The organism is Streptomyces sp. P17, assembly GCF_032436805.1.
Taxonomy (GTDB): Bacteria; Actinomycetota; Actinomycetes; order Streptomycetales; family Streptomycetaceae; genus Streptomyces.
On record NZ_JAVRBF010000518.1, the window covers coordinates 1 to 328 of the forward strand.

General features: G+C 50.6%; 1 protein-coding gene. It reads right to left on the bottom strand.

All coding sequences use genetic code 11. The features are described from left to right. A partial coding sequence (locus RMT89_RS41945) for a hypothetical protein (RefSeq protein ID WP_315889008.1) occupies window positions 1–302 on the bottom strand: 302 nt, incomplete at its 3' end. Window positions 303–328 lie beyond the last annotated feature (26 nt).

Below are 328 nucleotides of genomic sequence, written 5' to 3' on the forward strand. Positions count from 1 at the left end.
TCAGGCAGCTGCTCTTCTAGAAACGCCAAGCTTTGCTCTGCTTCTGCAGATTGACGCTCTACGTTTTGTGTTAGGAACGTTTCTGTCACGGCATCTAGCGTTTCGCGAATTTCTTCTCGGTTTTGGCCCTTGAGTGTCAGGCGCAAAATACCGGTGCTGCTGTTGCCACCGCCTTGTTCACTAACGTTCAGGTTTGCTCTTAAGCGATTGATGGCGTCTGCGCGGGTTAGTTTAGTAAGCGAAAACTCAGCACCGGGGCTAGCTGCCAACTCTGTTACGCTTACCTGCACGCTGTCATTCAAAAAGCTAGTGAGTCTACCTACTTGCC